The 25,210-nt window shown below is 67.4% G+C and carries 25 protein-coding genes and 1 riboswitch; of the genes, 14 read left to right on the top strand and 11 right to left on the bottom strand.

The genetic code is table 11. The annotated features are described in order from the left end of the window. The 8 genes from A7V84_RS05780 to A7V84_RS05815 all read left to right on the top strand — a co-directional run bounded on the left by A7V84_RS05780 (position 1) and on the right by A7V84_RS05815 (position 8,529). Entirely contained in the window at positions 1–1,299 is a 1,299-nt protein-coding gene (locus tag A7V84_RS05780; RefSeq protein WP_063491680.1) for an NAD(P)/FAD-dependent oxidoreductase, read from the top strand. A 35-nt stretch (positions 1,300–1,334) separates the two neighbouring features. After that, the gene (locus A7V84_RS05785) at positions 1,335–2,603 is read left to right on the top strand and encodes an NAD(P)/FAD-dependent oxidoreductase (RefSeq protein WP_025514925.1); all 1,269 of its coding nucleotides are present in this window, start codon (positions 1,335–1,337) and stop codon (positions 2,601–2,603) included. Positions 2,604–2,731: 128 nt separating this feature from the next. Beyond that, on the top strand, positions 2,732–3,784 hold the full coding sequence (locus A7V84_RS05790; RefSeq protein ID WP_063492556.1) for an ABC transporter substrate-binding protein: 1,053 nt from the start codon (positions 2,732–2,734) through the stop codon (positions 3,782–3,784). Beyond that, a complete protein-coding gene (locus tag A7V84_RS05795) occupies positions 3,784–4,554 on the top strand; it encodes an ABC transporter ATP-binding protein (RefSeq protein ID WP_025514923.1) in 771 nt (256 codons plus the stop codon). The genes A7V84_RS05790 and A7V84_RS05795 overlap by 1 nt, the downstream gene beginning before the upstream one ends. A gap of 11 nt (positions 4,555–4,565) precedes the next feature. Beyond that, a complete protein-coding gene (locus A7V84_RS05800) occupies positions 4,566–5,423 on the top strand; it encodes an ABC transporter permease (protein ID WP_033534307.1) in 858 nt (285 codons plus the stop codon). Between the two features lie 9 nt (positions 5,424–5,432). Beyond that, positions 5,433–6,233: an SDR family oxidoreductase gene (locus tag A7V84_RS05805; RefSeq protein ID WP_033534306.1), complete on the top strand. Its 801-nt coding sequence runs from the start codon at positions 5,433–5,435 to the stop codon at positions 6,231–6,233. A gap of 82 nt (positions 6,234–6,315) precedes the next feature. Further along, the gene (locus A7V84_RS05810; protein ID WP_025514920.1) at positions 6,316–7,749 is read left to right on the top strand and encodes an aldehyde dehydrogenase family protein; all 1,434 of its coding nucleotides are present in this window, start codon (positions 6,316–6,318) and stop codon (positions 7,747–7,749) included. A gap of 21 nt (positions 7,750–7,770) precedes the next feature. Further along, a complete protein-coding gene (locus A7V84_RS05815) occupies positions 7,771–8,529 on the top strand; it encodes an SDR family oxidoreductase (protein ID WP_025514919.1) in 759 nt (252 codons plus the stop codon). A gap of 10 nt (positions 8,530–8,539) precedes the next feature. Here the strand turns inward: A7V84_RS05815 and ilvB are convergent, their stop codons facing one another. After that, a complete protein-coding gene (ilvB, locus tag A7V84_RS05820; protein ID WP_101605200.1) occupies positions 8,540–10,378 on the bottom strand; it encodes a biosynthetic-type acetolactate synthase large subunit in 1,839 nt (612 codons plus the stop codon). A gap of 93 nt (positions 10,379–10,471) precedes the next feature. Here ilvB and A7V84_RS05825 point away from each other — a divergent pair, with 93 nt between their 5' ends. After that, entirely contained in the window at positions 10,472–10,948 is a 477-nt protein-coding gene (locus tag A7V84_RS05825) for an Lrp/AsnC family transcriptional regulator (RefSeq protein ID WP_025514917.1), read from the top strand. 18 nt (positions 10,949–10,966) lie between these two features. Here the strand turns inward: A7V84_RS05825 and A7V84_RS05830 are convergent, their stop codons facing one another. Further along, positions 10,967–11,893, bottom strand: a complete 927-nt coding sequence (locus A7V84_RS05830) for a bestrophin family protein (protein WP_025514916.1) — start codon at positions 11,891–11,893, stop codon at positions 10,967–10,969. Between the two features lie 151 nt (positions 11,894–12,044). Between A7V84_RS05830 and A7V84_RS05835 the strand changes: the two genes are divergently transcribed. Then, the gene (locus A7V84_RS05835; RefSeq protein ID WP_025514915.1) at positions 12,045–12,572 is read left to right on the top strand and encodes an SET domain-containing protein; all 528 of its coding nucleotides are present in this window, start codon (positions 12,045–12,047) and stop codon (positions 12,570–12,572) included. Between the two features lie 4 nt (positions 12,573–12,576). Here A7V84_RS05835 and A7V84_RS05840 read toward each other — a convergent pair whose 3' ends face one another. After that, entirely contained in the window at positions 12,577–13,518 is a 942-nt protein-coding gene (locus tag A7V84_RS05840; protein WP_063491682.1) for an SDR family oxidoreductase, read from the bottom strand. 190 nt (positions 13,519–13,708) lie between these two features. Then, positions 13,709–13,854: riboswitch (FMN riboswitch) on the top strand. 103 nt (positions 13,855–13,957) lie between these two features. Here A7V84_RS05840 and ribB point away from each other — a divergent pair. Next, entirely contained in the window at positions 13,958–14,635 is a 678-nt protein-coding gene (ribB, locus tag A7V84_RS05845) for a 3,4-dihydroxy-2-butanone-4-phosphate synthase (protein WP_025514913.1), read from the top strand. 15 nt (positions 14,636–14,650) lie between these two features. On the opposite strand, the gene A7V84_RS05850 is transcribed toward ribB, so the two are convergent. From A7V84_RS05850 to A7V84_RS05870, 5 genes are all read right to left on the bottom strand, one after another. After that, the gene (locus A7V84_RS05850; protein ID WP_025514912.1) at positions 14,651–15,145 is read right to left on the bottom strand and encodes a nucleoside 2-deoxyribosyltransferase; all 495 of its coding nucleotides are present in this window, start codon (positions 15,143–15,145) and stop codon (positions 14,651–14,653) included. Positions 15,146–15,159: 14 nt separating this feature from the next. Beyond that, positions 15,160–15,609 carry a nuclear transport factor 2 family protein gene (locus A7V84_RS05855; protein ID WP_025514911.1) on the bottom strand — a complete coding sequence of 150 codons (450 nt, stop codon included), beginning with the start codon at positions 15,607–15,609 and terminating at the stop codon, positions 15,160–15,162. A 140-nt stretch (positions 15,610–15,749) separates the two neighbouring features. After that, positions 15,750–16,676: a 2-dehydropantoate 2-reductase gene (gene panE, locus A7V84_RS05860; protein ID WP_025514910.1), complete on the bottom strand. Its 927-nt coding sequence runs from the start codon at positions 16,674–16,676 to the stop codon at positions 15,750–15,752. A gap of 146 nt (positions 16,677–16,822) precedes the next feature. After that, entirely contained in the window at positions 16,823–17,668 is an 846-nt protein-coding gene (locus tag A7V84_RS05865) for an AraC family transcriptional regulator (protein ID WP_063491683.1), read from the bottom strand. Between the two features lie 61 nt (positions 17,669–17,729). After that, positions 17,730–18,893, bottom strand: coding sequence for an alpha-hydroxy acid oxidase (locus tag A7V84_RS05870; RefSeq protein WP_025514908.1), 1,164 nt, complete (start codon positions 18,891–18,893; stop codon positions 17,730–17,732). Between the two features lie 164 nt (positions 18,894–19,057). On the opposite strand from A7V84_RS05870, the gene A7V84_RS05875 reads away from it, so the two are divergent. Further along, entirely contained in the window at positions 19,058–19,342 is a 285-nt protein-coding gene (locus tag A7V84_RS05875; protein WP_025514907.1) for an acylphosphatase, read from the top strand. A gap of 14 nt (positions 19,343–19,356) precedes the next feature. Here the strand turns inward: A7V84_RS05875 and A7V84_RS05880 are convergent, their stop codons facing one another. Continuing rightward, a complete protein-coding gene (locus A7V84_RS05880) occupies positions 19,357–20,334 on the bottom strand; it encodes a Bug family tripartite tricarboxylate transporter substrate binding protein (RefSeq protein ID WP_033534303.1) in 978 nt (325 codons plus the stop codon). Positions 20,335–20,389: 55 nt separating this feature from the next. Then, a complete protein-coding gene (locus tag A7V84_RS05885; protein ID WP_033534302.1) occupies positions 20,390–21,814 on the bottom strand; it encodes an amidase in 1,425 nt (474 codons plus the stop codon). Positions 21,815–21,969: 155 nt separating this feature from the next. Here A7V84_RS05885 and A7V84_RS05890 point away from each other — a divergent pair, with 155 nt between their 5' ends. Both A7V84_RS05890 and A7V84_RS05895 read left to right on the top strand, forming a co-directional pair. Then, positions 21,970–22,746: an IclR family transcriptional regulator gene (locus tag A7V84_RS05890; RefSeq protein ID WP_025514904.1), complete on the top strand. Its 777-nt coding sequence runs from the start codon at positions 21,970–21,972 to the stop codon at positions 22,744–22,746. 186 nt (positions 22,747–22,932) lie between these two features. Beyond that, positions 22,933–24,147 (top strand): MFS transporter, encoded by a 1,215-nt coding sequence (locus tag A7V84_RS05895; RefSeq protein WP_412778648.1) that lies wholly within the window; start codon positions 22,933–22,935, stop codon positions 24,145–24,147. An 88-nt stretch (positions 24,148–24,235) separates the two neighbouring features. Here A7V84_RS05895 and A7V84_RS05900 read toward each other — a convergent pair whose 3' ends face one another. Then, complete coding sequence (locus A7V84_RS05900; protein WP_231886699.1) at positions 24,236–25,150, bottom strand: EamA family transporter; 915 nt, start codon at positions 25,148–25,150, stop codon at positions 24,236–24,238. Positions 25,151–25,210: the final 60 nt, after the last annotated feature.

Genomic DNA, 25,210 nt, shown 5'->3' on the forward strand with positions numbered 1-25,210 from the left:
ATGCAAAACGATCTGTTCTCGCCCACGGCGTCGATGTGGGCCGCCACCACGCCGCAACGCGCCGCCACACCGCCACTGGCCGAACCGCTCTCTGTGGATGCGGCCGTGATCGGCGGCGGCATCACCGGCCTGTCTGCCGCGCTGCACCTGGCCGAGGCCGGCCAGAAGGTCGCCCTGTTCGAAGCCTATGAGGTCGGCCACCGCGCCTCCGGACGCAACGGCGGCCAGGTGGTGCCCGGGGTCAAGCCCACGCCCGGCGCACTGATCCGCCGCTTCGGCCAGGAAGCCGCACAGCGCATGATGCGTTTTTCCTATGCCAATGCCGACTACCTGTTCGAGCTGGTCGAACGCCATCGGATCGATTGCTCGCCCAGCCGCAATGGCTGGATCCAGGGCGCCTTCTCCAGCGCCTCCAGCGCCTATCTCAAACGCCGCGCGGCGGAGTTGAATGCCCATGGCGGCAATGTCGAATTCCTGGACGCCGACGCGATGCGGGCTGCCACGGGCTCCTCATTCTGGCCGGCGGGGCTGCGCGAAAAACGCGCCGGCGCAGTGCACCCGCTGGCATTCTCGCGCGGCCTGGCGCGCGCTGCGGCACAGGCCGGCGCCACGCTTTATGACCACTCTGCCGTCACCGCCATCACGCCGACGTCCGCCGGCGGCGCGATCCTGCAGGTCAACGGACAGGCTGTCAAGGCGCGCCATGTGGTGCTGGCCACCGATGCCTACACCGACCGGCTCTGGCCAGCCGTGGCCCAGTCATACGTGAATGTCGCCAGCGCGCAGATCGCCACCGACCCCTTGCCGGAGGCCTTGCAACGCCTGCTGATGCCATTGCGCGCAGGCATTTCCGAAACTCGCAAGATCACCTACTACTGTCGCATCGACCCGGCCGGGCGCTTTGTCATCGGCGGACGCGGCCACAGCGCCGAGCACCTGGACCCGTCCACGCGCGAGCAATTGCGCCGCGCCGCGGTGACCCGTTTTCCCGAACTGGCCGACGCGGTCTGGAGCCACGGCTGGGCCTGCCGCGTCGGCATGACGCTGGACGATCTGCCGCGCGTGCATCTGCTGGCGCCCGGCATCTGGACCGCCTACGGCTATTGCGGACGCGGCGTGGCCATGGGCACGGCCCTGGGCAAGGTGCTGGCCCAGGGCATACAGGGCAAGCCCGCCGCGCAGCTGGACTATCCGGTCACCCCCCTGGCGCGCCTGCCTTTCTACCCGGCCCGCCAGCTTGGCGCCGCGCTGGCCATCAACTGGTACCGCCTGCGCGACGCGCTGGGCTATCCCGCCTGAATACGGCTGCCGCTTGCGGCAGCCTTGCTATCGTCATGACGACTCAAGAGCAGTTTCCCGACGCGGTGGATGTCGCCATCGTGGGCGGCGGCATCATCGGCGCGTGCACGGCGCTGGCGCTGGCGCGCGCCGGCCTGCGCACGGCCCTGTTTGAAAAGGGCACGCTGGCCTGCGAGCAATCCTCGCGCAACTGGGGCTGGGTGCGCACACTGGGCCGCGACCTGCCGGAGGTGCCGCTGGCGCTGCGCGCCCAGCCGCTCTGGCAGGACATCCAGGCGGCCACCGACGTGGGCTATCGTCGCCACGGCCTGGTCTACCTGGAAGAAAACGAGGCCGACGCGACGCGCCACGAAACCTGGCTGGAACAGGCGCGCACGTATGGGGTGCAGGCAGAGCGACTGGGCCGCGAGGCCACGCTGCGTCTGCTGCCGGCTTCGGGCCGCCCCTGGAGCGGCGCGCTCTACAGCGCCAGCGATGCGGTAGCCGAACCTGCGCTGGCCACCCAGGGCGTGGCGCGCCTGGCGCGCGCAAGCGGCGCACAGATCTTCGAGCACTGCGCCGTGCGCGGCATCGAGACCGAGGCCGGACGCGCTGCGGCCGTGATCACCGAGAAGGGCAGGGTGCGCGCCCAGGCCGTGCTGATCGCCGCCGGCGCCTGGTCGCGCCTGGTCTGCGGCAACCTGGGCGTGGAGTTTCCTCAGCTCAAGGTGCGCGGCTCGGTGTTGCGCACCGCCCCCTTCGACGCCGGCGTGGCGCTGGCCATCAATGGCAAGGATTTCACCTGTCGCAAACGCGCCGATGGCGGCTACACCGTGTCGCAGTTCTCGGCCTCGCTGGCCGAGCTGGTGCCGGACAGCTTCCGCCTGATGGGCAAGTTTCTGCGCACCTGGATCGCCAACAACGCGCTGGTGCGGGTACGCCTGAGCAAACGGTTCTTCGAGGAACTGCGCATGCCGCGCCGTTTTCCGGCCGACCGCCGCACCCCTTACGAAGACTGCCGCGTGCTCGACCCCGCCCCCTATGCGCGCGGCATCGACCAGGCCTGGGCGCGCCTGCAGCACGCCTTTCCCGTGTTCCGGCAGGCCCGCATCGCCCAGGCCTGGGGCGGCTACATCGACGTCACGCCCGACGCCATGCCGGTGATGGCACCGTTGGCCGTGCCCGGCCTCTACCTGGCTTCGGGCTTCTCGGGCCATGGCTTTGGCATCGGCCCGGCGGTCGGCGAAGCCATGGCCGACCTCATCCAGGGGCATCGCCCCCGGGTCGATCTCGCCCCCTTCCGCCTGGAACGCTACGGCGCCTGAGAACGCGACGCGGCGGCTGCGCCCGGCCGCTACTCGAACGGGGCCGTGCGCCGGTCTGTCCAGGCACGAGGGAGTACGGTATCGTTGACGCGCAATTGCTCCTGCCATCCGATACCAACGAGGACGCCATGACGTTTCCCGCCCGCGGCCTGAGCCGCCGCCAATTGCTGGCCGGCACGGCCGCCACTGCTTTGCTGGGCCTGCCGGCGCTGACCCGGGCGCAAACGCGCCTGGGTAAAGTCGCCTACGGCCAAGGCAGCATCGATCCCTTCTTCGCCGCCGGGTACGTCGCCCTGAAGAAAGGCTATTTCGGTGAGAACGGCCTGGAGGTGGACTACCTGAATTCGCAAAGCGGACCGCGCACCAACCAGCTTCTGGCGGCAGGGCAGATCCTGTTCGGCGCCACGGCGGCCACCGCCGCGCCGGCCCTGACGCTGGCCGGCAAGCCTGCCACGCTGATCTTCGGCTTCGATCGCAAGCTCACCTACGCCAACGTGATCGTGCGCAAGGAAGACTACGACAGCGGCAAGATCCGCGAGCTCAAAGATCTGGCCGGAAAACGCGTCGGCGCGACTCAGCCGCAATCGAGCACCTGGCTGATGGCCGTGTATCTGATGCAGCAGGCAGGCATCGGCAAGCAGGTCGACATCCGCCCGCTGGGCGATCTCGCCACCATGCTGGGCGCACTCAAGACCGGCTCGGTGTCGGCCAGCATGGCCACCCAGTCCATGATGGAACAGGCCCAGGCCGAAGGTTGGGGCGTGCCCATTTTCGACGCCACGGCCGAGCAGACCTGGCGCACCCTGATGGGCGGCGACGTCCCCGGCATCGCCGCGCTGACCCTGCGCGACACAGTCGAGCGCCGTCCCGAAGTGGTACAGGCCTTTGTCAGCGCGCTGGTCAAGGCGCAGGACTTCCTCAACACCCACAGCGCCGCCGAGGTCACCGACACCATCTACGCCGACTACCTGAACGCCTTCCCGCGCGAAGCCATCGAGAAAACCATCGCGCTCTATCAGGACAGCGTCTTTCTCAAGGACAACCTCATCACCGAGGATGCCTACCAGCACATGACGGCAATCATGGGCGACGACCGCCAGTTCTCCAACGAACAGCTCAAGCAAGTGCCGTACTCGGCCTGTGTGGACATGCGTTTCGTGCGCCACGCGCGAGGTCTCTGATGATCCGCCTGGAGCACGTCGGCAAGGTCTACCAGAGCCGGCAGGGGCTGACCCACGCCGTCGGCGACGTCAGCCTGACGGTCAACGAGGGCGAGTTCCTGTCCATCGTCGGGCCATCGGGTTGCGGCAAGAGCACCTTGCTGAACATGATCGCCGGCTTTCTGGAGCCCTCGCAGGGCCGCATCGAGGTGGCCGGCCAGGCCGTGCATGGCCAGGTGCCGCCCAAGCTGGGCTACATCTTCCAGAAGGACACGCTGCTGCCCTGGTACAGCGTGCGCAAGAACGTGGCCCTGGGGCTGCGCTTTCTGGGCCTGCCGGCCACGCAGATCGAGCCGCGCGTGGCGCAGCTGTTACGCCTGGGCCACCTCGAAGGCTTCGCCGACGCCTATCCGCACCAGCTCTCCGGCGGCATGCGCCGCCGCGTGGCGCTGCTCATGAGCCTGGCCGTCGAGCCGCGCATCCTTTTGCTGGACGAGCCTTTCGGCGCACTGGACACGCACACCAAGACCCACCTGCACCGCGAACTGAGCGATATCTGGCGCAAACTGGGCCAGACCATCGTGATGGTCACCCATGATCTGGACGAAGCCATCACGCTCTCTGACCGGGTGGTGGTGCTGTCAGGCCCGCCCAGCCGGGTGCTGCTCGATGAGCGCATCGCAATCGCGCACCCGCGCGATGTCTTCAGCCTGCGCGAAACGCCGCAGTTCAACACCCACGTGCAAAGCCTGTGGTCCGTGCTGGGCCAGCAGTTCCGCGCCGCCGCCTGAGGCCAGAGATCATGACGGAATCCCCGGCCGCCGACGTGCAGGCTCTGCAGCACGAACGCCAGCAACGCAGCCAGGCGCGCCGCCGACGCCTGCACATCACGCTGTGGCAGGCCATCATTCTGTGCGCCGTGCTGGGCGCCTGGGAGGGCCTGACACGCATTCCCTGGTTCGTGCAGAACACCCTGTTCGACCCCTTCTTCATCAGCCAGCCCTCACGCATCGCGCTGCGCCTGTGGCAATGGATACAGCCGGGCCCGCAATCTGTCTGGCCGCATCTGTGGCTGACCGTACAGGCCACCCTGCTGGGCCTGGCCGTGGGCGTGGTCAGCGGCTTCGCCGTGGGGCTGCTGCTGGCGCGCAACCGCTTCCTGGCCGATGTTTTCAACCCCTTCATCGTGGCCTTCAACTCGATGCCGCGCATCGCCTTCGTGCCCCTGATCACCATGTTCTTCGGCCTTGGCATGGCCTCCAAGGTGGCGACCTCGTGGTTCGTGGTGTTCTTCCTGGTGTTCTTCAACACCTACAAGGGCGGACGCAGCGTAGAGCGCGAACTGATCGATTTCTGCCGCACGCTGGGCGGCTCGACGCGCCAGATCCTCTGGCGCGTGCAGATCCCCACCGCGGCGGCGTGGACCTTTGCGGCCCTGCCCAACGCCATCAGTTTCGCGCTCATCGGCGTGGTGCTGGCCGAATTCGTCGGCTCGACCACCGGCATGGGCTATCTGATGATCACGGCGCTGGCCACGCTCAATGCCACCGACATGTTCGCTGCGGTCACGCTGCTGTCGCTGGTCGGCATTGCCCTGGTCTATTGCGTAACCGGGTTAGAGCGTAGACTGCTGCACTGGTCTCCCGAGTTCCGCGACTGACATTCCCCCATGACCGACACGCCCAGCCTGCCGCCCGCCCACGCCTTTCTTTCGACATTTTCCCTGGCCGGGCGCGTGGCGCTGATCACCGGGTCGGCGCGCGGCCTGGGCTGGGAAATCGCCCACGCCATGGCGGCCAGCGGCGCGCACGTCATCCTCAACGGCCGCCAGCCCGGCCCCACGCAGGCCGCCGCGCAGCGCCTGCGCGATGCCGGCCTGCAAGCCTCGGCGCTGGTGTTCGACGTGGCCGACAGCCAGGCCACCGAAGCCGCCTTCGCCATGCTGGATGCGCAACACGGCCGCCTGGACATCCTGGTCAACAATGTCGGCGCCCGCGTGCGCAAGCCACTGAGCGCCTTCACGGCCGAGGAGATCCGCGCCCTCATCGACACCGACCTGGTGGCGGCCATCCTGCTGTCCAAGCTGGCCGCCGAACGCATGGCGGCCCAGGGCTACGGCCGCCTGATCGCCATCACCTCGGTGGCCGGCGAGATCGCCCGCCCCGGCGATGCGGTATATCCGGCCGCCAAACAGGGCCTCACCGGCCTGATGCGCGCCCTGGCGGTCGAGTACGCCCCGCAGGGCATCACCAGCAACGCCATCGCCCCCGGCACCTTCGCCACCGAAACCAATGCCGCCATGATGGCCGACCCGCAGGTGCACGCGCGCCTGGCCGCGCGCAACCCCACGGGCCGCTGGGGCCAACCCGGCGAGATCGCGGGGGCGGCGGTCTTTCTGGCCTCGCCGGCAGCCTCCTACATCAACGGCCAGGTGCTGGCGGTCGACGGAGGGCTGTCCATCCTGTTCTGAAGCGCCGCCGTCCGCCGGCTGGCGACCGTCTCGTTTTCTTGCTGTGGCTTTTTCTCATTGTTTTCTGCAAAGGTGTTCAAGCATGAAACAGCATTTCATCGACAACCGGTTCGTCCCGGGCTCCTCCGGTGACAGCATCGATGTCATCGACCCCTCCACCGGCGTGGTGTTCGAGCAGCTGGCGCGCGGCAATGCCGCAGACATCGACCTCGCCGTCCAGGCCGCGCGGCGCGCCTACGAAGGCCCATGGGGCGCCCTGTCGGCGGCCGAGCGCGGCCGGCTGCTGCTGGCGCTCTCGCGCCTGATCCTCGATCACCACGACGAGCTCACGCAACTCGAATCACGCGACTGCGGCAAGCCGCTGAAACAAGCCCGCGCCGATGTCACCGCCGTGGCGCGCTACTTCGAGTTCTATGGCGGCGCGGCCGACAAGCTGCTGGGCGAGACCATCCCCTATCAACACGGCTACACCGTGCTGACCCTGCGCGAGCCGCATGGCGTGACCGGCCACATCGTTCCCTGGAACTATCCGCTGCAGATCTTCGGGCGCAGCATCGGCGGCGCGCTGGCCGCCGGCAACGCCTGCGTGGTCAAGCCGGCCGAGGACGCCTGCCTGTCACTGCTGCGCGTGGCCGAACTGGCCGCCGAAGCGGGCCTGCCGCCAGGGGCCCTGAACATCGTCACCGGCTACGGCCACGAAGCGGGCGATGCGCTGGCGCGTCATCCAGGCATCGATCACATTTCGTTTACCGGATCGCCGCGCGTGGGCGTGCTGGTGTCGCAGACCGCCGCCGAGAACCATGTCCCGGTGACCCTGGAGCTGGGAGGCAAGTCGCCGCAGATCGTCTTTGCCGATGCCGACCTCGACGCCCTGGTGCCGGTCGCGGTCAACGCCATCGTGCAGAACGCCGGCCAGACCTGCTCGGCCGGCAGCCGCATCCTGATCGAACGCAGCCTCTACGATCGCGCCATGCAGCGTCTGGCCGAGGCCTTTGCGCGCCTGCGCACCGGCCCCGCGCCGCAAGACCTGGACTGCGGCCCGCTGATACGCAAGACCCAACTCGAGCGCGTGCAGGGCTTTCTGCGCGAAGCCCAGGCCGATGGCATCGCCACCGCCGCCTGCGGCAGCATCGCCCCCGGCGCGCCGGCCGACGGTTTCTATCAGGCCCCCACACTGCTGGACAACGTGCCGGTGCATCACCGCCTGGCGCAGGAAGAGATCTTCGGGCCGGTGCTGGCGGCCATCCCCTTCGATGACGAAGCCGATGCGCTGCGCATCGCCAACAGCACCCAGTACGGGCTGGCCGCCAGCATCTGGACGCGCGACGGCGCGCGTCAGCTGCGTCTGGCGCGCAAGGTCCGCAGCGGTCAGGTCTTCATCAACAACTACGGCGCCGGCGGCGGCGTGGAACTGCCCTTCGGCGGCGTCAAGGCCAGCGGCCACGGCCGCGAGAAAGGTTTCGAAGCGCTCTACGGCTTCACCGTCCTGAAGACCATCGCCATCAAGCACGACTGAATCCAACCCGCAGGAGACAACATGCGTTTGAAAGGAAAAACCGCCATCATCACCGGGGCAGGCTCGGGCTTCGGCGAAGGCATCGCCATCACTTTCGCGCGTGAAGGCGCCAATGTGGTCGTGGCCGACATCAACGAGGTCGGCGGGCAGCGCGTGGCCGACGCCATCCGCGATGCTGGCGGCCAGGCCGTCTTCGCGCGCGCCGATGTGTCGCGCAGCGACGACGTGGCCGGCCTGTTGCAGACCGCGCTCTCGGCCTTCGGCGGGCTGACCACGGTGGTCAACAACGCCGGCACCACGCACCGCAACCGGCCCATGCTGGAAGTCGACGAAGACGAATTCGACCGCATCTATGCCGTCAACGTGAAGAGCATTTACCTCACGGCGAAACACATGGTGCCGCACTTTCGCGCGCATGGCGGCGGCGCTTTCATCAACATCGCTTCCACCGCCGCCATCCGGCCACGCCCGGGGCTGACCTGGTACAACGGCACCAAGGGCGCGGTGGTCACCACCAGCAAGTCCATGGCGGCCGAACTCGGGCCTGACAACATCCGCGTGAACTGCGTCAATCCGGTGATCGGCGCCACCGGCCTGCTGGCCGACTTCATGGGCATGCCCGACACGCCCGAGAACCGCAAACGTTTTCTGGGCACCATCCCGCTGGGCCGCTTCTCGACCCCGCAGGACATCGCCAACGCCTGCCTCTATCTGGCCAGCGACGAGGCCGGTTTCATCACCGGCACCTGCCTGGAAGTCGACGGCGGGCGCTGCGTCTAGGCGCGGCGCGTCATTCCTCGAACCACTTGCCGGCAGCCAGCATCATGCGATGGTGGCCTTCGCCGGCAGGCATCATGGGGAAGCAGTTCTCCTGGGCCGCCACCGTGACATCCAGGAAGAACGGTCCATCGTGCGCCAGACACTGGGCCAGCGCCGCATCCAGCTGATCCGGGTGTTCGACGCGCGCCGATCCCCAGCCGAAGGCATGCGCCAGCGTCACGAAGTCCGGCAGCGAGGCGTTGTAGCTGTGGCTGTAGCGCCCGCCGTGGATCAGCTCCTGCCACTGGCGCACCATGCCCATGTAGCCGTTGTTGCACAGCACGACCTTGACCGGCGCGCGATGCTGCATGGCGGTGGACAGCTCCTGGATGTTCATCAGCACCGAAGCATCGCCACTGACGCAGACCACGGTCTTGTCGGGATGGGCGATCTGCGCCCCCACCGCGGCCGGCAGGCCATAACCCATGGTGCCCGCTCCGCCTGAGGTGAGCCAGCGGCCCGGCTGGTCGAAGCGCAGATACTGGGCGGCCCACATCTGGTGCTGGCCGACGTCGGTGGACACGATGGCGTCGCGCCCGGCCAGGGCCGCGTTCAGCCGCGACATCAGTTGCTGCGGCAGGATGGCGTCGGGCTGCGGCTCATAGGCCAGGCAGTCGCGGGCACGCCAGCTTTCGATGCGACGCCACCAGGCATCCAGCCGCGCCGGCGGCAGCGACGCCTCGGCAAGTTCGGCCTGCAGCGCCGTCAGCAGCGGCAGGCAATCACCCACCAGGGCGGCATCGACCCGCACCACCTTGTTGATGGAGGCCGGATCGATATCGATATGGATCTTGCGGGCATTGGGGCAGAAATCGGCCAGACGCCCCGTGATGCGATCATCGAAACGCGCCCCGATGCAGACCACCAGATCGGCGTGGTGCATGGCCAGATTGGCCTCCAGGGTGCCGTGCATGCCCAGCATGCCGATAAAGGCCGGATCCGAGGCGGGAAAGGCGCCCAGCCCCATCAGGGTCAAGGTGCAGGGCGCGCCGGTCTGGCGCACCAGCTCGGTGAAGACCTGACAGGCCTGCGGCCCCGAGTTCACCAGACCGCCGCCGCCATAGAAAACAGGCCGGCGGGCCTGGGCGATCATGGCTGCGGCACGGCGCAGAGCGCCGGCCGGCAGCCGCAGGGCCGTCTTGCCGGCCTGGCGCCGCGCGCGCGCGGCCGCCACCTGCGCGACGCTGGGCTCCAGCGCTTCGGGGCGCGGCGTGGCCAGCTGCACATCCTTGGGCAGATCGACCAGCACCGGCCCGGGGCGGCCCTGGCGCGTGAGGGCGAAGGCCCGCCCCACCACGTCGGCAACATCCTCGCAGCGGCGGATCTGGGCATTCCACTTGGTGACCGGGCGCGAAATGCCGATGGCATCGCACTCCTGGAAAGCATCGGTGCCGATGGCACTGGTGGCAACCTGCCCGCTCACGCACAATACCGGGATGGAGTCGCACATGGCGTCCAGCAGCCCGGAAGTGGTGTTGGCCATGCCCGGCCCCGAGGTCACGAACACCACACCGGTGCGGCCGGTGCTGCGGGCATAGCCTTCAGCGGCATGCACCGCGGCCTGTTCGTGGCGCACCAGCACATGGCGCAGGCGCGGTTCGGCGTGCAGGGCATCATAGAGCGGCAGCACCGCGCCGCCGGGATAGCCAAAGACCGTATCCACGCCCAGATCGATCAGGGTCTGCAACAGAATCTGGGCGCCATTGGCACGCGCCGGGGCGCAGGAGACAGCGGGAGGTTCGACGGCGGAATCGTCGGCGTCGAGGGCGGCGAGCGCCTGAGCATGGAGACGGTCATTCATACTGGTCATGTTAGGCGACTTTGACCAGAATTTTTATCTTCTTTTCCGCGAAGTTCCGCTATTGGCAGTAAATTATTCTTTTGTGTGGGCATTACAAAGAAAATGAACCTGGACAAATTCGATCTCGCCATTCTCAAGGCACTGCAGGACAATGCACGCGCCAGCCTGGCCGACATCGGCCAGGCCGTCGGCCTGTCGGCCACGCCCTGCTGGAACCGCATCAAGCGGATGGAAAACGCCGGCGTCATCCGCGGCTATACCGTGGACCTCGATCCCGCCAAGCTGGGCTTCATGGACACGGTGATCGTGCACGTCACCCTGGAGAGCCACAGCGAAGAAACGCTGTACGAGTTCGGGCGGGCCTTGGCCGAGATCCCCGAAGTGCTGGAGGCTTTCCTGGTCTCCGGCGACTACGACTACTACATCCGCATCGCGGTGCGCGACACGCGCGACTACGAGCGCCTGCTGCGCGAGCGGCTCTACCGCATCCCCGGCATCCGCCACAGCAAATCGGGCTTCGTGCTGCGCGCCCTGAAAGAAGCCCGCCTGCCCCTGCGTGCGCCCGAGCCGCGCGACTGAACCGCAGGTGCACAGCGCCTAGTCCAGCCGGTAGGCGCGCGCGCTCAGAGGCTCGGGCAACTCGCGCTGGCCCAGCCCTTCGAGCAGATCGATGGCCACATCGCGCGACAGCGCATAGAGCGGCAGATCGTTATCGGCCAGGCCGAAAGGTTCCTCCAGTTCATCGCCCAGGGCGTCCAGGCCGAAGAAGGTGTAGGCGATGATGGCCACCGCCAGCGGCGTGAGCAGGCCCAGCGTTCCCACCAGCCCGAAGGGCAGCAGCAGACAAAAGATCCATGCCGTGCGATGCAGCAGCAGGGAATAGGCAAAGGGTGTGGGCGTGTGCTTGATGCGTTCGCAGGCCGCCTGCACGTCGGCGCAGGCGCCCAGCCGCTGCATCAGACCCTGATAGACCACCTCGGTAAAGCGCCCGGCCTGCTGGCCGGCGCGGAAGTCCCGGTTCAGCAGCATCAGCAGCGCCTCGGGCAGGTTCATCCGCCCTCGCAGGACTTTCATGTCGTCTTCACCCAGCCAGGGGGCGATGGCCGCCTCGCCGTCCTGATCACGCAGACGCGCGGTCAGGGCATGGGGCAGGGCGATCAGGCGCTGCACCTGACGCCGCACCGCCGGATCCTGTACCGGCCTTTCCGCATTCCACAGCACCTGCGTCTCGCGCGAGAGCGCGCGCAATTGCATGGTGAGCTCGCCCCATTGCTTGCGCGCCTCCCACCACCGGTCATAGCAGACGTTGTTGCGAAAGCCGAGAAACACCGACAGCGCCAGCCCGAACAGCGAGAACGGCACCGCCCCCAGATGACCCGGCGAGAAATGCCCGCCGGCATACAGGCCTGCCACCACAAAGGCGATGGCAACGATGAATCCAAGCTTGCCCGCAATATGCGGAATGATGGAGCCGCGCAGAATGAACAACAGGGCCAGGGCAGACGGACGGGGACGGACAATCATGGACAGGCGTATCGGGAACGGGACATCGCGCCCAACTATACGCCGGATGCCATGCGCACGCCCGGGCCGTGCGGCCGGCAGGCGCGCCGATATAATGGCTCGCGCCCGTGCGCCCTTGCCCGCACGCCCTTTGCCGCCTGCCACCCCGCCCATGACCACTGAAACCCCCGAGACCCCCAAGCCCTGGCATGCCGTACGCCGCTCCAAACTGCATGGCACCGGCGTCTTCGCCACGCGCAAGATTCCGGCGGGGACCCGCATCATCGAATATGGCGGCAAGCGCATCAGCGCGGCCGAAGCCGATCGGCGTCACCCCACCAATCCCGATGATCCCTTCCACACGTTCTTCTTCGCGCTGAGCTCGGGCAAGGTCATCGACGGCGGCGATGAAGGCAATGACGCGCGCTGGATCAACCACTCCTGCACGCCCAATTGCGAAGCGCAGGAAGGCCGTCACGGCAAGCGTGTCTATATCGTGGCGCTGCGCGACATCGCGCGCGGCGAAGAGCTGGTCTACGACTACGGCCTGGTGCTCGACGGCAAGATCACCAAGGCGCTCAAGGACGGCTACCGCTGCCTGTGCGCCACGCAACAATGCCGGGGCACGATGCTCGCGCTGCCCAAGAAAAAAGCCCGGCGCGCCGCCGAGCCCGACCCCGCCGGGGACAACGCCGGCTGACGCTTCAGGATACGTCGCCCCAGCACGCCAGCGACGGCCCGCGCACGCGCGAGCCGCGTGTGGCCGCGCCCCGGCGTCGGGGCGCCTTGCCCACGCCCGCCATCTCGGCAATGAAATCGCCCAGGCTGCGCGGCTCCCGTCCCAGCACCGCGCGCAAGGCCAGCGCATTGCCCGGCAGGCCCTGACGGCCCAGATAGTCGAATGCCCGCTGCGCCTGCGCCAGCTGGCGCGCGTCATAAGGCAGGCCGGCCTGCGCCGCCCAGGCGGCCGCGTCCTGCTGCCCGGCATACACCGGACGCCCCAGGAACTGGCTCATCAGCGCCGCGACCTCATGACGGTTGTACGCGCCCGGCGCGCAGAGTTCGAGCGAAGCGTGCGCCAGGCGATCGCTGCCCAACGCAATAGCGGCCACCTCGGCCACATCGCGGTAATCCACCCGTGCGATACGCGCCAACGGGTCGAAAGGCGCAGCCAGTACACCACTGCGCCTGACGGCCGGCCACAGATCGAGCAGATTCTGCATGAAGGAGGCCGGCCGCAAGAGGGTGTACTGCAAGCCCGACTCATAAAGCGCGCTTTCGACGGCGCGCTTGGCCGCAGGGTCGTCCAGCGCCCGGATCGACGAGGAAAATACGAAGCGTCGCACCCCGGCCCGTTGCGCGGCCCGCAACAGACCCAGGCCAAGCTCGGCCTGGCCCTCTGCCAGGGCCGGGCTCATGTAGTAGACCCCGGACCCACCGGCCGCGCCGGCGGCCAGGCTCGCCGCATCGCGCAGATCACCATGCACCACCTCGTGGGCGCCGGCCTTCAAGGCAGCTTTCGCTTTGGCAGTGCTGCGCACCAACACCCGCACGCGCAATCCCTCACCGGCCAGCACCGGCACGGCCAGCGAACCGAAGCGGCCCGTCGCTCCGACCACCAGCACGGTCTCTTTTTCCTTTGACATTCCTATCCTGTAAACCGCATCGCAACGTGACCGACGATAGGCACGACAAGAGCGCGGAGCAATGGGCAAAAATGGAATTCACTCTCCCTCGGCTGGGGACAATCCACACCCTTTGCGCGCAGGGGGTATTGGCGCGCCGCCCTCAGACGAGGCGTACAATGCCTGCAGTCGTGTACCAACACGGCAAGCAGTACGTCTTCAGGGCGGGGTGCGATTCCCCACCGGCGGTATGCCGCGCAATGCGGCGAGCCCGCGAGCGCCCGGCGAAAGCCGGGGTCAGCAGATCTGGTGCGACGCCAGAGCCGACGGTCACAGTCCGGATGAAAGAAGATGTGCCGGCACAGTCCGCTTGGGCCTTTTTACCGCCCAGGCGGTCTTGCGTTTGGCTGTCCTAGCCCTGAAACGTTTTTCGCCCATGACTTTCTGCGAGAGCGTTTCAATGTCCTCTACCACGCAAGTGATTTCCCCCCTGTTTGCGCAACCCTTTGCCCAACGGCTGGATCGCGCGCTCCATCAACTCAGGCTGGGCCGCCCCATCATTCTGATGGACGACTTCGACCGCGAAAACGAAGCCGATCTGATCGTCGCCGCCGACCGTCTGACGGTACCGGTAATGGCTCAACTCATCCGCGACGGCAGCGGCATCGTCTGCCTGTGTCTGCCCGGCGAAAGCCTCGATGCGCTCGCCCTCGCGCCCATGGTGCCGCACAACCAGAGCCGCTATGCCACAGCCTTCACGGTGTCGATCGAGGCGGCCAGCGGGGTAAGCACCGGCGTGTCGGCCCTGGATCGCGTGACCACCATCCGCGCAGCCATCGCGCCCGATGCGAAAGCCGGCGACGTGGTCAGCCCCGGCCACGTTTTCCCCCTGCGTGCGCAGCCTGGCGGCGTGTTGACCCGCCGCGGCCACACCGAAGGCTCGGTGGATCTGGCCCGCCTGGCGGGCCTGCGTCCGGCCGGCGTGCTGTGCGAACTGATGAATGGCGACGGCACCATGATGCGCGGCGCCGCACTGGAGCGCTACGCCGCCGCCCAGGGCCTGGTGGCCCTGACCATTGCCGAGCTGGCAGACCACCTGCGCCTGCAGCAGGCGCAGGCCGAAAGCCTGGCCGCCTGAGGCGGCCTGCGCGGTCTAGCCTGCCTGCGACAACTGGCGCAGGCAGGCACGCGCATCCCCCTGCACCCAACGCGCACCGCAAGCCAGCATCAGATTCAGCGGCAGATCGAAGTTCTCGATGGTGTAACCCTCGGGATCGACCAGGCGTCCATCGGGCGCACGCTGCGCCGGCACCTGCTCGACCAGGGAGCGGGCGTCATTGATGTACGCCCACACAGGCTTGCCCAACGCCACGGCATACCCCACTTCAAAGGCCGTGCCAGAATCGGGCTCGGCGCCGCGAAAGGCATTCAGGTTGGCCATCACCAGATCGGCGCGGCGGATCAGCGCCACATTCTGGCGGTAGATCCAGTCGGCCCCGGCGCGCGGCGACAGGCCCGGCGGCACCGATTGGTCCAGCGGGTAAAGCCCCTCGTAGCCAAACTCGCGGCACAAGGCCTTCAGGTATTGGCCATGGGCCTGCGCATCGGCGCGGAACACATCAAAGCCGGCAAGATAGATTCGTTGCATGCATAAGCCTGGTTTCAGAACATGCCAGTGGCATTGGCGGGATTCTCGGGAATGTCCTGACTGACGTTCCAGTACTCGGCGATTTTTCCATCCGCCACCCGGAAGATGTCGATCACGGACTGGCCCCGGTCTTCGGGGCTTTCTTTCCAGTGGCTGTGCACCACCACCAGGTCCCCTTCGGCCACCACGCGCCGGATATCGGCGCTGGCCTGCGGATGCTGGGAAAAATACTGTTCGAGGAGGTCCGCCAGGGGAGCGGGGCCTGCCTCCAGATAGGGATTGTGCTGCACGAAAGGCGTGCCCACGTAGCGCTGCATCGCCTCCTGCACCCGGTGCTCCTGGAACAGGAGACGGAAGAAATCCAGTACCAGCGCCTTGTTCTGCGCGCTGCTCTGCGCCTGCGCAGCGCAAGCCACCAGCATGCAGGCGCATGCCAACCAGATCCGACCCCATGCCTTGAACATATGCTGTCCCGTCCGCGTCGCTTTCCAGGCAGGCCAGTGTACGGGAAAGGGCCGAAATTCCGGCGGGGATTCGGCACAAAACAACGGTCGGTCGGACAGGCCGGCGCACACGCGCCGCCTGCCGACCGGGGCTGACCGGTTCAGGCGTCTTCGCGTGTGGCCTGGTAGACCTGCAGATTCGTGTAGGCCAGACGCATCAGCGGGGTGGCAACGCCCAGGGCGGCGCCGCGTCGCGCCATGTCGCCCACGATATGATCGGCCTCCACCCGCAACCCCTGGCGCAGATCGCGGAACATCGATGCTGTCATGGGCTGGGCCGGGTCGGTCAGCACCTTGACCGCCAGCGCGTCGGCCTCGGGGCGCACGGCATAGCCACTGGCGGCGGCCACGCGCTGGGCCTCGCGCAGCAGATCATGCATGAAATCCACGCCATCGGCGGTGGCGCAGATCTTGCCGACCGGGCCCCGCATCAGGCAAGTCGCGGCGGCCAGCGAACTCAGGAACACGAACTTTTCCCAGATGTCCTGGTAGATCTGTTCGCTCAGGCGGCTGGAGAACGCGGCGTCGGACAGCACGGCTTCCAGGGCCACGCAACGCTCGCTGCGCGGCAGGCCGGTGCGCTCGCCGAAGATCAGGCTGGCCGCAGGCCCCAGATGGAGAACCTCTCCCTGCGTGCCCAGGCTGGCATTGATCTGGCACAACCCGCCCAGCACGCGCTGTGCACCGAAGACGCGATCCAGCACATCGTATTGCAGCACGCCGTTCATGATGGGCAACACTGCGGTCTGGCTGCCCACGGCCGGCATGATCGCCTCGATGGCGCTATCCAGGTCGTAGGCCTTGCAGCTCAGCAGCACCAGATCATAGGAACCCTCGAGCTGATCGGCCGTCACGATGGTCGGGTGCAGCGTCGCGTCGCCACGCGGGCTGCGGATGCGCAGTCCCTGTTCGCGCAAGGCCTGCGCCCGCGCCGGGCGCAACAGGAAACTGACATCGGCGCCCGCCTGAAACGCCCGCCCCCCGAAGTATCCGCCCGTCCCGCCCGCGCCCAAAACCAGAATCCGCATGCTGTCCTCCTCGATGCGTTGAAATCGTTCGCCTGTCACGCCCCTCCACGGGCGCAGGCATGCGTCCGACAGTTTAGGGCGAGTCACCGCGAAAGACAGCCTTCCTTGCGCGCCTGGACCTGCGCCGCCGGGCCCGGGCCGACGTTTCAGTCGCTCAGCGGCAGATAGATGCGGGTATGCAACTCGGCGGCCGGCGTGGTCTTGGGATCGTTGACGTATTCCTCGAAGGCCGGAAAATCGCCCGGCTCCTTGCCGCTGTCGGGCAGCCAGACCGAAAACAGCCAGTCATAGGCGGCGTCGATCTCCGTGTAGGGGCCCACATAGTCGAGCACCGCGCAGGGCATGGCCGGAACCTGGAGGGCGTGCAGGGGGGCGGCCGGCACCACCTGGGCTGCGATGGCCACCCCCGCATGTGCGCGCAGGTGATCGCGTGCCACCTGGCGCGGATCGTCGTAATAAACCCCGATCCAGGGGCCGGCGTCGGTCGGGCTGCGCACCAGGCCCTGGCTCATGGCCAACATGCCCAGACGCTCGAAGGTGGAGCCGATGTGTTGATAGTCTCCCCGGTGTTCCAGGGTGGCCAGGCGCAGGCCCTCGAAGGCTTGCAGATGAACGGTATACATGAATGGCTCCTTGTTGGCGCGTTGCAGGAGCCGCTGCTGCCGGTACCGCCCTGGCGGCAACCCATAGCTCAGGCCAAAGGCCCGGCTGAAGGCCGCTGCCGACTGGTAGCCCGCCTGGCGCGCCACACGGGCCAGATCATCCTGGCCCGTGCTCAAGGCACGCGCGGCGCGCTGCAGCCGCATGCGCTGGGCCGTCTCGCCCAATGTCTCTCCCACCAAGGCGCGATACACGCGGTGAAAGTGATAGGGTGACAGACAGGCCAGCCCGGCCAGCTGGTGAAGATCCGGTGTCCGATCCGGATGATCGGCCAGCCAGCGCAGCACCCGGTCGAGCCGCAAGGCATACCGGGCTTGGGTGGAAGGCTTCATGCGCGACTCCTGAACGCCAGCTTAGAGCAGCCGGGTTTGCAGATTTTGCGCTTTTCAGGCCTCAGGTTGGGTAGGTTCCCGGCACCAGGATGGTGTGATCGATCTGAGCCAGATTCTTGCGGCCGCACAACGCCATCGTGACGTCGGCCTCCTTGTAGAGAATCTCCAGCGCGCGCGTCACGCCCGCCTTGCCATAGGCGCCCAGGCCGTACAGGAAAGCACGGCCGATCATGGTGCCGCGCGCGCCCAGGGCCACCGACTTGAGCACGTCCTGGCCCGAGCGGATGCCGCTGTCGAGCCAGACCTCGGTCTGCGCGCCCACGGCATCGACGATGGAAGGCAGTACTTCGATGGTCGACAACGCGCCATCGAGCTGGCGTCCGCCGTGGTTACTGACGATCAGGGCGTCGGCGCCGGTGGCCGCGGCCATGCGCGCGTCTTCGGCGTCCAGCACCCCCTTGAGGATCAGCTTGCCGCCCCAGCGTTCCTTGATCCAGGCCACATCGTCCCAGTTCAGGCGCGGGTCGAACTGCTCGGCAGTCCAGGACGACAGTGACGACAGATCGGTCACGCCCTTGGCATGGCCGACGATATTGCCGAAGGTGCGTCGCTTGGTTCCCAGCATGCCCATGCACCAGCGCGGCTTGAAGGCCAGGTTGAACAAGTTGCGCAGCGTCGGGCGCGGGGGCGCCGACAGGCCGTTCTTGATGTCTTTGTGACGCTGCCCGAGGATCTGCAGATCCAGCGTAAGCACGAGCGCCGAACACTTCGCCGCCTTGGCGCGGTCGATCAGGTTGGCGACGAACTCGCGATCGCGCATCACGTACAGCTGGAACCAGAACGGTTTGGAGCTGGCTTGCGCCACGTCCTCGATGGAGCAGATGCTCATGGTCGACAGCGTGAAAGGCACGCCGAACTCGGCGGCGGCCTGGGCGGCGAGCATCTCGCCGTCGGCATGCTGCATGCCGGTCAGCCCGGTCGGCGCGATCGCCACCGGCATCTTGACCTCCTGGCCCACCATGGTGGTCGCCAGCGAGCGGCCTTCCATGTCGACCGCCACTCGCTGACGCAGCTTGATCTTCTGGAACTCGCTTTCGTTGGCCCGGTAGGTGCCTTCGGTCCAGGCGCCCGAGTCCGCGTAGTCATAGAACATGCGCGGCACGCGCCGCTGCGCGATCACACGCAAATCTTCAATGCACGTGATCGTGGAGAGATTCTGGCTCATCGTCCAAGAGAAAATTGCGGCTTGCGCGCACCGCCTGACGTTGCCGGGACACTCCCGGGCGAGCAAAGTATACGCCCGCCGCCTGGCGCGATCCGCCTTTCCCGGCCCATAATCCACGCTGCGGGCCGCGTTCGGGCCGGCAGGACAACACGCAGAGAGCCCCCATGTCAGAAGCCCATATCGAAACCGTATTCATCACCGTGCACGGCAAAGTGCAAGGCGTGGGCTACCGCCACGCCACCGTGCGCCGTGCGCACATGGTTGGGGTGACCGGCTGGGTCCAGAACATGGAAGACGGCACGGTGCAGGCCATGGTGCAAGGCACGGCCGACCAGGTCGACCTGATGCTGGAATGGATGCGGCGCGGCCCGCCGGCTGCCCAGGTCAGCGAGCTGGAATCTCGCCGCGAGCATACCGACAAGCGTTATAAGCACTTCGCCCAGAACTGAGCCGCGCCCACGGATCACTCCACCTTGATGCCGGCGGCGCGGATCACGCCCGCGTTGCGCTCGGTTTCGCTCTGCACCCGCTCGCGAAAGGCCTGGGCGTCGCCGAACTCCGGCTCAAAACCGAGTTCGCGCATCTGCTTCTGCAGGTCGGGCTCAGCCAGCATGCCCTGAACCTCTTTGGCCAGCCGCTGTACGACGGGCGCCGGCGTGCCCTTGGGAACGGCTATGCCGAACCAGGTCGTGAAATCGAACTCCGGTACGCCCGACTCCATCACCGTGGGCGTATCCGGCAGCAGCGCCGAGCGCTGTGCGCCGGTCAGCGCGAGCGCCTTGACCTTGCCGGCACGCGCCTGCGGCACAGCAGCCACCAGCGTATCGATGGACAGCGGGATCTGATTGCCGATCAGATCCGTCATGGCCGGAGCGCTGCCGCGATAGGGCACATGCAGCAGCTTGGCTCCCGTACGCTGGGCCAGGAACTCACCGGCCAGATGCGGCGTGGAAGCCGTGCCGAAAGAGCCGAAGCTCAAGGGCTCGGCGGCCGACTTGGCGGCGATGTCCTTGACCGTATCCAGCCCGCTTTGCGTATTGGTCAGGATGACAAACGGCGACGAGCCGGCGATTGCTACGTACTCGTAGCCCTTGACCGGGTCATAGCCCAGGTTGGGATAGAGCAGCGCATTGGTGGTGAAAGTGGGCGCGCCCGTGATCATCATCGTGTAGCCGTCGGCAGGCGCGCGCGCCACCGCCGCCGCGCCGATACCGGTGTTGGCGCCTGGGCGGTTCTCGATCACCATGGGCTGCCCGAGGCGCTCTCCCAGCCTGGAGGCGAACAGACGCGCCAGCACGTCGGTAGAGCCGCCCGGCGGGAAAGGCACGACCAGGGTGATGGGCTTGCTCGGCCAGTCTGCCTGCGCCGCGCCGGCGCCGGACACCATCGCCAGCCCGCCCAGGGCCACGACCAGCATGTGTTTGATACGGCTCTTGAACATCAGAATTTCCTTGTGCGCTTGATGGCGTTGTCGTTCTTGAAATGACGGACCGATGTCAGGCGTCCGCCGCAAAGGAAGGCGTCTGGCGCCAGAATTGGGTGGCCTGCTCGAAGGCATGCGCCAGGCGCAGCAGACCCAGCTCGTCGCGGTAGCGGCCCACGATCTGGATCCCCACCGGCAGCCCCTCGGCGGTAAAGCCGCAAGGCACGGAAATCGCCGGATGACCGGTCAGGGAGAGGTAATAGCCCGAGCGCATCCAGTCGATGTAGTTCTGCATGGGCACCCCCTCGATTTCCTCGACGTAGGGCTGCACGGCCGGAAACGGCGCCACCTGACTGACCGGACCGATCAGAAAGTCGTACTGCTGCATGAAGGCATGCATGCGGGCAAACAGCGCCGTGCGATCGCGCTCGGCTTGCGCCAGCGCCGCGCCGCTTTGCTGCAGGCCCAGCTCAATGTTCCAGATCACCGTGTCCTTCAGGCGGGCCCGGTCCTTCTCCAGCGTCTTGCCCTGGGCAATCGCAAAGGCCAGCCCGCGCAGGGCATGAAAGGCGCTGTCGGCGCCACTGAAATCGGGACAATCGGCGCGGACCTCGCAGCCCAGCGCCTCGAACACCGGCAGTTGCGCCTCGATGGCCTGCACCACACGCGCCTCGGTCGGCAAGCCGCCCCAGGTCGGCGCATAGGCCAGCCGCGTACCGCGCAGATCGCAGTCAAGCGATTGCGTGAACACCGCCGGGTCCTGATCCAGGCTCAGGGGGTCGCGCGCATCGGGGCCGGCCATCGCGGCCAGGTAGAGCGCCACGTCGGCCACGGTGCGGCCCATGGGGCCGCTGACCGTGAGCGTGTTGTAGGGGGCGGCGCTGGGCCACTGCGGCACCCGGCCGGGCGACGGCCGCAATCCCACCACGTTGCAGAAGCTGGCCGGATTGCGCAACGAACCACCCATGTCGGAACCATCGGCCAAGGCCAGCATGCGCCCGGCCAGGGCGGCGGCCGCGCCGCCGCTGCTGCCGCCAGCGGTCAGGGCCGGGTCATAGGGATTGAGCGTGGCGCCGAAAACCGGGTTGAAGGTCTGCGAACCGGCGCCGAACTCCGGCATATTGGTCTTGCCCAGCGTGATCGCGCCGGCCTCATGCTGGCGGCTGACCAGCAGGCTGCTTTGCGTCGGCACGAAATCGCGATGTATCGGCGAGCCCCAGGTCGTTCGCATGCCAGCCGTAAGGAAGCAGTCCTTGTGCGCCACCGGCAGGCCGTGCAGCAGTCCCAGCGGCCGGCCCTCAGCCTGCGCCTGGTCGGCGGCGGCGGCCTGCCTCAGGGCGGCCTCGGCATCCAGGGTGACGATGGCATTGACCGCCGCGTTGCGCGCCTCGATGGCCCGCAGGTGCGCCTCGGTCAGCTCCCGCGCACTCAATTGCCCGGATGCGATTTCGGCGCGCATCTGCACGGCGGTCAGGTCACACAAGGATTGCCAGCTCATGGGGGAGGTCCTTCAAGAAAGCGCCGCGAACAAGGACAGGGGCACTATTGCTTTCGCTTGGTTTATCGGAATACAATACTTTGTACTGTAGATCGATATTTATACGCGGCCTATCCCGCCCTCAGCAATGCGGGAAAACACGGCCGCCCGCAGCCATGCCAACCTCCGACGACGACATTCGAGATCCGCTCTATATCGCCTCGCTCGGCAAGGCGATGCGTGTGCTGGAGGCCTTCCGGCAGGCCCGCTCTCCCCTGGGCCTGACGGAGCTCGCCCGCCTGACCGGCCTCGGAAAAAGCGCGGTACAACGCTTCACCTACAGCTGGGAACGGCTGGGCTATCTGGTCAAGGACCCGCAGACCCGCCGCTACGCCTTGGGCGCGCGCGTGGTCGAACTGGGCTATTTTTTCCTGCGCGACAACCCATTGGTGTCGCGCGCCGCCCCCCATCTGGTGGCCTTGCGTGAATCCAGCGGGCTGGCGGTGAACATGAGCGTGCTCGACGGCGACGACATGATCTATCTGTTGCGCCTGCCCAGCCTGCAGCTCACGCTGGCCGAAATGCTGCCCGGGCGCCGCATGCCTCCCTGGTGCAACAGCGCCGGGCGCATGCTGCTGTCGACCTACGACGACGAGACCGTACGCCGCTACATCAACCGCGCCCCGATCGAGGCATACACCCGCCATACCGTCACCGACCCCGAGACGCTGGTGGGCATCATCGCCCAGGCGCGCCAGCAGAATTACGCGCTTACGCGCGATCAAGTGCTGGTCAACCAGATCGGCGCGGCCGTGTTGCTGCGCGCCGAACCCGGCCTGCCGCGCGCCGCCCTGAACGTCACCGGCCCGGCCAGCGAGTACTCCGACGCCCGCCTCGAACAGGAAATCGTTCCGCAGTTGCTCAAGGCCGCCTACGCCATCGGTTGCGTCTGAGCTGCTCACAGTCGACGCCGGGCCGACATTGGGGCATGCTTTCGGTCTGCTGCGCAGATAAGCGCAGCAGACCACCACAACACCATCGCACCGGACCCGCCACGCGCGGATACCGGCGCCGGCAGTTTCAGGGAGCGGGAGCATGCAGCACACAGGACGCGCCACGCGCGGCGCCGGGAGAACCCGGTGAGCACCACAGAGGCGACACAACAACGGCGTCACATCGGCATTCTTATGGGGGCCCAGGCCCTGGGCGGCGCATCGCCGCCCATCATCATCTCGCTGGGCGGTATCGTGGGCCAGACCCTGGCCAGCGACCCCGGCCTGGCGACCCTGCCGGTCAGCCTGTTCAATCTCGGAGTGGCGCTGTCCACCCTGCCGGCGGCCTGGATGATGCGCAGGCACAGCCGCCGCGGCGCCTACCTGACTGGCGCCACGCTGGGCTGCCTGGCAGGCTTGATCGCAGCCATTGCCATCATGCAGAGCAGCTTCCTGCTGTTCTGCGTGGGAACGGCGCTGGCCGGCTTCTATGGCGCCTGCGTGCAGAGCTATCGCTTCGCAGCCGCCGACGCCGTGCCGGCAGGCCAGCGTCCGCTGGCCATTTCACGCGTGATGGTGGGCGGCCTGGCGGCAGCCATCATCGGCCCGCAGCTGGTCATCTGGACCCGCGACAGCCTGCCCGGCCTGCCTTTTGCAGGCAGCTTCTACGCCCAGGCAGCGCTGGCGCTGCTGGCCATTCCCCTGCTCATGCTTCTGCCGCGCGGCCACGCCCCGGCGGCAGCGCCGGCAGCGCACGCACCACCGGGCGGCCCGGCCCGCTCGGCGCGTGACATCGCCCGCAGTTCGGCCTTTCTGGTGCCTGCCGTGGTCGGCATGGTGTCGTATGCCGCGATGAGCTTTCTCATGACCGCCACGCCGATGGCCATGGTGGGCTGCGGCCATACCGTGGGCGAGGCTGCGCTCGGCATCCAGTGGCACGTGCTGGCCATGTTCGGCCCGAGCTTTTTCACCGGCCGCCTGATCACACGCTTCGGCAAACCGGCCATCATCATCACCGGCCTGGTGCTCATCGCGCTGTCCAGCGTGGTCGCGCTCAGCGGGCTGGATCTGCATGACTTCTGGGGGGCGCTGATCCTGCTGGGCCTGGGCTGGAACCTCAGCTTCCTGGGCGCCACCGCCATGATCGCCGATAGTTTCCAGGGCCCCGAGCGCAGCAAGGCGCAGTCGATGAACGACTTCCTCATCTTCGGCAGCGTGGCCCTGTCCTCCTTCGGCTCCGGCCAGATGCTGGCCACGCTGGGCTGGGACGCCATCAACCGCACGGCCATCGTCATCATGGTGATCACCATCACGCTGGTGCTGGCCTACCGCATGGCCACGCGTCAGCGCCTGGCGGCCTGACCCCGACCCGGGGGCGCATCGCGCCCCCATGAGAAAAGGCTGCCGGCATAGCGGGGCAGCCTTTTTTCTGCGCCTGCCGGCGCCGCCCTCAACGCCGGGCCGCCTGGGGCCGATAGCGCCGCATCTGCCTGCGCACCGCCAGCTGATTGGTCGCCAGGCCCAGCAGGATCCCCGCCACCCCCAGCCACTGCACCGGCTGCAGGCGCTCATCGAAAGCCACAGCGGCCGCCCATAGCCCGACCACCGGCACCAGCAAGGAAAACGGCGACACCCGCCCGGCGCTATGGCGCTGCAACAGGCGGGTCCACAGGGTATAGGCCAGCAGTGTGGCCAGCAGGCCGAGAAACAACACGGCCAGGCCCTCCTGCCAGTCAATGCCCAACAAGCCCGCCACGGTGGCATCGGCGCCATCCACGGCCACCGCCAGACCATAGAAGGGCGGCAGGCTGACCGCGCTGCTCCAGACAATGAAGGCCAGCGGGTCGTACCTGGCGCCGGTATTGCCGGCCAGCCGCACCACCAGATTGGACACCGCCCACATGAAGGCCGCGCCCAGGGTCAACAGAAATCCCACCAGCGTCATCTGCCCGGGCCCCTCGCCATGCGCCGAAGCAATGGCGACCAGGCCGGCGGCCGCGATGCCCAGGCCCAGCCACTGCGCCGGCGCACCGCGCTCGCCCAGCAACGGGACGGCCAGCAGCAGCGTGAACAGCGCCTGTGTCTGCATCACCACCGAAGCCACCCCCGCCGTCATGCCATAAGCCAGGGCCGTGAACAACAGGCCGAACTGGCCGATCCCCTGCACCAGCCCATAGGCGACGACATACTTCCACGACACCGCCGGCCGGCGCACGAACAGCAAAAAGGGCAGGGAAGCCACGGTGAAGCGCAGCGCCCCCAGCAACATGGGGCTCAAGCCGCGCAGGCCCCATTTCATGACCACGAAGTTCAGCCCCCAGATGATCACTACGCCCGCGATGCACAAACCATCCGACCACGACATGCGCGTGGGCGCGCTCAAGGCATGGGCACTCATGCAGCCACCCGGCCCGGCGCGCCAGGC

This window comes from Bordetella trematum (assembly GCF_900078335.1).
GTDB lineage: Bacteria > Pseudomonadota > Gammaproteobacteria > Burkholderiales > Burkholderiaceae_B > Bordetella > Bordetella trematum.

Bases quoted from the DNA above. Each gene is read 5' to 3' on its own strand.
- A7V84_RS05780 (WP_063491680.1), top strand. From the start codon at position 1: ATGCAAAACGATCTGTTCTCGCCCACGGCGTCGATGTGGGCCGCCACC.
- A7V84_RS05785 (WP_025514925.1), top strand. From the start codon at position 1,335: ATGACGACTCAAGAGCAGTTTCCCGACGCGGTGGATGTCGCCATCGTG.
- A7V84_RS05790 (WP_063492556.1), top strand. From the start codon at position 2,732: ATGACGTTTCCCGCCCGCGGCCTGAGCCGCCGCCAATTGCTGGCCGGC.
- A7V84_RS05795 (WP_025514923.1), top strand. From the start codon at position 3,784: ATGATCCGCCTGGAGCACGTCGGCAAGGTCTACCAGAGCCGGCAGGGG.
- A7V84_RS05800 (WP_033534307.1), top strand. From the start codon at position 4,566: ATGACGGAATCCCCGGCCGCCGACGTGCAGGCTCTGCAGCACGAACGC.
- A7V84_RS05805 (WP_033534306.1), top strand. From the start codon at position 5,433: ATGACCGACACGCCCAGCCTGCCGCCCGCCCACGCCTTTCTTTCGACA.
- A7V84_RS05810 (WP_025514920.1), top strand. From the start codon at position 6,316: ATGAAACAGCATTTCATCGACAACCGGTTCGTCCCGGGCTCCTCCGGT.
- A7V84_RS05815 (WP_025514919.1), top strand. From the start codon at position 7,771: ATGCGTTTGAAAGGAAAAACCGCCATCATCACCGGGGCAGGCTCGGGC.
- ilvB (WP_101605200.1), bottom strand. From the start codon at position 10,378: ATGACCAGTATGAATGACCGTCTCCATGCTCAGGCGCTCGCCGCCCTC.
- A7V84_RS05825 (WP_025514917.1), top strand. From the start codon at position 10,472: ATGAACCTGGACAAATTCGATCTCGCCATTCTCAAGGCACTGCAGGAC.
- A7V84_RS05830 (WP_025514916.1), bottom strand. From the start codon at position 11,893: ATGATTGTCCGTCCCCGTCCGTCTGCCCTGGCCCTGTTGTTCATTCTG.
- A7V84_RS05835 (WP_025514915.1), top strand. From the start codon at position 12,045: ATGACCACTGAAACCCCCGAGACCCCCAAGCCCTGGCATGCCGTACGC.
- A7V84_RS05840 (WP_063491682.1), bottom strand. From the start codon at position 13,518: ATGTCAAAGGAAAAAGAGACCGTGCTGGTGGTCGGAGCGACGGGCCGC.
- ribB (WP_025514913.1), top strand. From the start codon at position 13,958: ATGTCCTCTACCACGCAAGTGATTTCCCCCCTGTTTGCGCAACCCTTT.
- A7V84_RS05850 (WP_025514912.1), bottom strand. From the start codon at position 15,145: ATGCAACGAATCTATCTTGCCGGCTTTGATGTGTTCCGCGCCGATGCG.
- A7V84_RS05855 (WP_025514911.1), bottom strand. From the start codon at position 15,609: ATGTTCAAGGCATGGGGTCGGATCTGGTTGGCATGCGCCTGCATGCTG.
- panE (WP_025514910.1), bottom strand. From the start codon at position 16,676: ATGCGGATTCTGGTTTTGGGCGCGGGCGGGACGGGCGGATACTTCGGG.
- A7V84_RS05865 (WP_063491683.1), bottom strand. From the start codon at position 17,668: ATGAAGCCTTCCACCCAAGCCCGGTATGCCTTGCGGCTCGACCGGGTG.
- A7V84_RS05870 (WP_025514908.1), bottom strand. From the start codon at position 18,893: ATGAGCCAGAATCTCTCCACGATCACGTGCATTGAAGATTTGCGTGTG.
- A7V84_RS05875 (WP_025514907.1), top strand. From the start codon at position 19,058: ATGTCAGAAGCCCATATCGAAACCGTATTCATCACCGTGCACGGCAAA.
- A7V84_RS05880 (WP_033534303.1), bottom strand. From the start codon at position 20,334: ATGTTCAAGAGCCGTATCAAACACATGCTGGTCGTGGCCCTGGGCGGG.
- A7V84_RS05885 (WP_033534302.1), bottom strand. From the start codon at position 21,814: ATGAGCTGGCAATCCTTGTGTGACCTGACCGCCGTGCAGATGCGCGCC.
- A7V84_RS05890 (WP_025514904.1), top strand. From the start codon at position 21,970: ATGCCAACCTCCGACGACGACATTCGAGATCCGCTCTATATCGCCTCG.
- A7V84_RS05900 (WP_231886699.1), bottom strand. From the start codon at position 25,150: ATGTCGTGGTCGGATGGTTTGTGCATCGCGGGCGTAGTGATCATCTGG.